The following is a 6,613-nucleotide window of genomic DNA, read 5'->3' on the forward strand; positions in this document are numbered from 1 at the left end:
TGAAAAACGCATTTTAAATTTAAACACAATTTGCCAGCGCTTGCCAACGCCAAAAAAAGCAAAACTTTTAGATTCTCTTTAAATATGCGATTTATGAGAAACTCTCAGTCAATAAATTTTTCACAGACTTCTCGTCAGCTTGCCGCAACAGCTCAAAATTTCGAAAATAAAATTTCTGAGCACTTGCTACTCTCCGTGTTCCTAACAACCTTACTTTAATTTCTATTTTACATAATGTTCAAGATGTCTTAGACAAAGAGAAAATACTCATTAGTTTCTTACTATCTCAATATTCACCTAAATCAATTAGAAATTGTTCTGCTGGGCCAAAGCCAAGGTCCGAACTCTTTGTTAAGTAAGTAATTCCTCTTTTTTTATTATAAGAAATAATTCTTTCTCCTCTACTTTGCCATTTATCGTTTGGTGTCAATGATAACGCCCCTATAAAAAACATTCCCCTGCGATCCCCTTTATTAGCAGCTTTTTTTGCCCACGAGTATGCTATATTATCATCTCGTGATGCTCCATTTTGTCCATTAAAATACCAAAATGCTAACTCACTTTCAATTAATTCATGCGACCTTGAATAACAATTGCTTAAATTTAAAGCATCTTCTAAAACTTTTAAAGAACCCTCAAAGTTTTTGTTAACTTTTCCATCAAGAATTTTGACTGCTAAATCGCATAAATCTTCTGTGCTATTATTTGTTTTGCTGTTTTCTCTTTCATCAGTATTAGATATATCAATTTTTCTCTTTTGTTTATCTCTTCCATTTTCCCATCCTACGGCTATTGCTTCTAATCTCGCACTAGTTGCCGGATGAGTTTCGTTTTCATGTTCTTGATACATTAAATCGTTGTTAAACATCGATTGTGCTTGAGAAATATTTGCATCCATCTTAGCTAGTACGAAGCCTGCAAATTTATCTGCCTCAAGCTCGATTGAAGGCCGGCTTCCACCAACTAGGAGAGTATGACCATTAAAATGATGAGCCATTTCGTGGGCAAGTACGCCTATTGAAGACCAATATGATTTAGAGCTTTCCTTTAGGTTTGAAATAAAACTTTGGCTGTAGATAATAAATCTCTCATGGCCCTCAGAAGTTGGTTTTATTACGGCAACTGCATTAGGTACGTTACCAGACATTATTCTAAAGTTACGCTCTAACCCAACTTTAGAAACTATTTTGTCAATAATCTCGATAGCCTCTTCGGTCGAATCAAAGCTATAAATATTTCCTGTAATTTCTTTTCCATAAAAACTACAGGATTTTGAAATATCAAAATCTAATTTTTCCTGTGCTTGAATTAATCCGTTAAGAGTTAAAAAGATTATGCTAAATAATATTGTTTTCATAGTAACAGTTATAATTTATGTTTTTAGTTAATTCTGATTCTAATTAGAAGATTTGTAGAGTACCATTCTTGAGGTGTCAAATTACGGCGGCGGCTGTTTTCGGGCCATGGGTCTCTTACCGTGGCGTTTACTATTTCTCCATTACCATTTAAATCTCGAAGGTATTCAACAGCGGTTAAGACCATCGCATGACCCATTGTTCCAATAATCAGAGGATTGTCCGTTGATAAATCACTTGCTGCATTTGCATGACTTACATTATAGGCCGTTGCCGTAACACTAAAAACATTTCCATTCCTGTCAATATAACTTCTATTCAAAACAGATAGCATTTCATTTGCCTGACTTGGCATGTTAATCAACTTACCCCAAGTTTGTAATACAATATCTTCTTGTGTTAGATAATAGCCATAATACTGAAAAATACCTTGTATACTTGCTGCCCAACACCATTGACTTTCATTCTGAGTGTCACTTGCAACAATATCTAAAATTGATGATTCAATGCCAGCAACACATCTTTGTACACCAGCCTTATCAAAAGACGTACATTTCAATCCAATACTGGACGAGTTAGTTCTTGGGTTGACAATAGAAGTTTTTAATTTAGATGAATTAACGGAATAGGATATGAATATTATAAGTAGTAAAACATTTTTCATAGCCAATCTTCTTTCCTCTTTAATAAAAACTACTGAATGGAAATAATTGGGGGAAAGTATTTAAAAACTAGAGATATACAATATAGTAAAAATAATAATATGTAGGAAATAAGATGCAATTTTAAAAACAAATACCTTATGTTTTAGACTAAACCTTTTTCTTTTTTTCTTGATAAAAAAAGAAACAAAAAAATCAAGGCTTACAGATAATTTTGGAAACAATGTACGGGTCAGTCGCTGTATTCTAGAAAGCATTCTAACTCTTAAGACTGCTCTGAACTTATTGAAACATTATATTGGTCAACAAACTATATTACCAGCCCTCTAGAATATGGCCGCTCCCCTCCTCTATTGTTTTGCCAAAATTCTCTTAGGCCGTTTTGCCAACGCTTCATCAGGGTAAAACCGCAATATTCGATAACCTTGTGATTAGAATATTTGAGACCTTTTAATTTCATTAAATGAATATATTGGAATTTTTGTTTTTTCTAAGAATTTAATTGGTAATTGATATGACGAAATAACTAAAGATTTTACTTCATAATTGTCAACACTCTTTTTAAATTTATCTGACAACTGTTTAATATTATCAACTAACCAATCATTTCGTTCTATATGTTTAGGTAGTTGTTTCTCTGTGTAATTTCTTATATCTCTTTGGAAATCATACATTATTTTAGCTTGTTTTGTGTTTTTGCACTCAATAGAATATATTAATTTTCTCCTATCATCAAAAGCTAAAATATCAATGTCTCCATAATTCTTATCAGCTATTAATACTCCTTTTAAATCTATTTTAACTTCAAAATCTATTACTCTTAGATGTGAGTTATCAATTAGCCAATCTCGTACCTCATTTCTAAAATTTTTACCTTTTAAGTTAAGACGCTTCGCAATTAAATTTCTGATTCTGACATGCTCATCTTCCACTCTAAGGCTTGCATTTGAAAATTGATCTATTAAATTATCTGAAGCCTTGATTAAAAACCTTGCACTCCATATGTACCAAATTTTTTTATCCTTATCTATAATTTTGATTATCGGTTTTCTTAGATAAGCTAGCTTTCTATTATACCTCCAAGGAAATATTTCAGGTATAATATAACCTTCAGGAGGCACATCCATCTTTCCTCTACTTTTAAGGGTAAGTATATTTAAGTATGAATTAATTTTCCCCTTATTGAAATTGGTTTCTTTTAGAATTAGTTTAATGAAATCATTTTCTTCAATTTCAGTATATGAGCTTTCATTTAAAAAGCAATATTCTGCTAAAAACAATGAAATTGTATTTATTTCTAGAAATGAAATACCCCAATCATTTAGAAAACCCTCATCAATTTTTGCTAAATAATCATCGCCTATTTTTTTATCCAACTCTGTTTTTTCATGTTTATTGAAATTAGAATGAAAATTTTCTCTGTAGTCAACTATTTCATCTTCCTTATTTGATATATTATATAGGTTCAAAACATCATCAAAAAAACCTTTACTTATACCTATTCTACCGGATTCTAATAGCCCCATTTTAGGATTGTCAATATCAAATCTTATTAAATCCTGAACATATCCAAAATAAATCATTTCATTCATTAATGATAACAAATAATCAACATCATCATTATTTGGAAGTTTTTTTGCAAAGTATGGTTCAGCGTTTACAAACTCAATAAGACATCTCATTGAAAGTGATGCATTTACATGATTTGATTCTGATTCTTGAAATTCATTAAATACATCTGTATATTTTGAAAAACATTCTAATCTTGCAGGTATATATAGCTTTCTATATTCATTGGCTTGTATAATTGCCTCGTGATGATACATTAAGAATTTTATTAGTTCAGGTGTATTATATTCAGCTAATTTATTTCTTAACTCTTGAATTATAGCATTTACGCAATCAACAAGTAATTTAATTTTCTTCTTTTTGTCAATTATATCTACAGGAATTTTTTCATCATAATTGAGCCACGTAACAATCTCCTCCAAAATATAAGAGTTGTCATATTTTTGAACGAATCTTATTTTTGGAATATATCTTGGATCTATTTTTAAATTGTAACTTGAATCAACAGTTAAAATCATTTTTGCAGAGCCAAAAGGGATATGTTTATCAATCATTGACTGTATGTCTTCCTCATCTAAATCATCGTAGCCAATTACATTAAATAATTTACTAATACTTTCTATAACTACAGACATAAGTTGTCTTTCTCCATGATTATCTTTTTTATGGAGTATAGCATAAAATTCAAAAGGGATTTGTATTTTAATTTTTCCTTCTTCAGCAATAATTTTATAACTAAGGCTAAAACCTTCTTTATCAAAATCATGTAATTCTTGGGGATTAAAATCATACAACTTTTCATCCAAAGCTAGAATGATTTCAATTGGGTATGGTACGGGATGATTAAAGTGTATTTTGAGAGATGGAAAAAGTTCATTTAACCAATGGGCAATTGCATCAATAAAATGAATTGTCATAGTGTCTCTTTTTTTAGGACACGTAATCCAAATTGGATAATCAAATAATTCTATTACAGTTTTATAAACTCCAATAAAATATTCTTGAGATAAATAAATTGGAGCATGTTTTGCTGTTTTATAAACGGGTAAAAAACCAATACCTCTTTTTGATTTAATATACTTAACACCATGTTCATCATTTCTAATGTTGCAATCAGTTATCACCTTTCCTTGCATTTCAAAATCAAAGAATAAACCATTATAAGCTTCATCACTATGCAAAAAGGAATCGTGATTCTTTGTGAAATACTTGTAGTAAGTTAGAACGGAATAGAAAGGAGCGATTTCTACACCCTTTTTTATCGCTCTATCATATGCCTTACAATATTTCCACAAGGAAAGCTTATTTAAATCCCAATAACTATTTAATCTTTTTAAATCATAAATGCTTATCATTAAAACATTATCTGAAACATCGATATCTTTTAACGCAAAAAACTGGTCATCCGTAGTGGAGTAAGAGGAAATTATCAATAATGTTAAGAACTGATGATTTTTGTCAACCATATTTTTAACAATAGAAATTACTGCATTAGCTCTTGCTTCATAATCATTATTTTCACGCGTATTCAATAATACATTAACATAAGCTATTTTGTTTTCATCGAATTGCCATATTGATTCACCTTTGTTTAATTCTATTTTGTTCTTAATCTGGACATCTAAATCAGTTCTAGACCAATTCATTTTGCTTAATTCTTTAAAGGAATCATTCTCTATATTTAGGTCATAGATTTTTAATAACTCTTCTAAATAATTGTTACTTTCTAATTTGTTAACTATTAACTCATTAAGAGAATACATTTGGGAACTTGGCAATATCAGGTAGTATTTGTTGTTGATTATGGTAAATGGCTTTAAAAGAATTGGATTCTTTTCAATATTAACAAGATCTACTTCATCATTTTCAATATCAAAAATGAAATCACTTATTACATCATTTTTAATTTTATATTTATTATAAATAGTTTGAATTTCTTCTTTGCTAAAGCAAATTAAATCTTTATTCTTTTTAAAATAATCTTCATCTGGAAAGTACAATTCCTTGTCATTACTATCTAAACATATATATCTTTTCAAACCAAGTTCAGATGCAATATTTGAATGAATTGAAAGAAAGAAAATGATGGATTCAAACATATCTTTTTTGAATTCATCTCTTAAATTGTTTTCTGTATGCAATATGCTAGATGTAAGTCCATGAACAATTTCTGAACTATTTAATACGATTCCTGGAAAAACTATATTATTACCATTTGGAAAAAGAAAATTTTCTGTGAATGATGTCTCAACGGGATCTTCCCGATGGTCACTTGGAAACATTTCTTGAACTGCATTTACAACTCCATCATAATTTAGTTCCTCTTCTATATTGTTCATATTTTTAGCTACTAGGCTAATTAAGATTTCTATTCTTAAATTATTACCATGATTTTCAGGACATAATTGTAAAATTGAAAACAGCTTCAATAATTCAGATGTGTTTTTATTTGATATATAGTTTATAAAATCCTCGTATTCTTCCATAGCTAAATATATAGAATCTAAGATAAGTTGATATTTAATAAATTTCCGAATTCAATGAAATTTAGTGCGAATAAACCCATTCCACACACATTGCCCTCCCTCCTACTGTCGGTCAGTTAATAAGTGTTCCATTACCCCTGAAGAAGAACTATTTAGAAGAAAATTTATGAGAAGTGAAGTACCAAATACTTTGCTTTACCAAAGCAAAGTGTCATAACGCAAGACATTATAGAGCAGAAATGCTCTATAATCCGACGTTATATAAAATAGCGAGAAGTTATTGTATATTATTAAAATTTACTAATCCAAAAAAATTAAAAATCAACAAATAAAATCGTAATCAACTTTGAATCTTCACATAATTGTCAACATTCATTTAAAATCTAAACCTCACTTCACATTTTTGCTAGATTAGCAATTAAATAAACAATAGTTGATTGTATATTATTAAAATTTACTAATCGAAAAAAATTAAAAATCAACAAATAAAATCGTAATCAACTTTGAATCTTCACATAATTGTCAACATTCATTTAAAATC

General features: G+C 29.4%; 3 protein-coding genes. All 3 read right to left on the bottom strand.

What is annotated here, in order from left to right; translation table 11 throughout:
* Window positions 1-286: 286 nt before the first annotated feature.
* On the bottom strand, window positions 287-1,357 hold the full coding sequence (locus ACSHWW_RS14100; protein ID WP_435683113.1) for a hypothetical protein: 1,071 nt from the start codon (window positions 1,355-1,357) through the stop codon (window positions 287-289).
* Window positions 1,358-1,380: 23 nt separating this feature from the next.
* Window positions 1,381-2,019 carry a papain-like cysteine protease family protein gene (locus ACSHWW_RS14105; protein WP_435683114.1) on the bottom strand — a complete coding sequence of 213 codons (639 nt, stop codon included), beginning with the start codon at window positions 2,017-2,019 and terminating at the stop codon, window positions 1,381-1,383.
* A 429-nt stretch (window positions 2,020-2,448) separates the two neighbouring features.
* A complete protein-coding gene (locus ACSHWW_RS14110; RefSeq protein WP_435683115.1) occupies window positions 2,449-6,072 on the bottom strand; it encodes a hypothetical protein in 3,624 nt (1,207 codons plus the stop codon).
* Window positions 6,073-6,613 lie beyond the last annotated feature (541 nt).

It is taken from the genome of Nonlabens sp., from assembly GCF_051251825.1.
Taxonomy (GTDB): Bacteria; Bacteroidota; Bacteroidia; order Flavobacteriales; family Flavobacteriaceae; genus Nonlabens.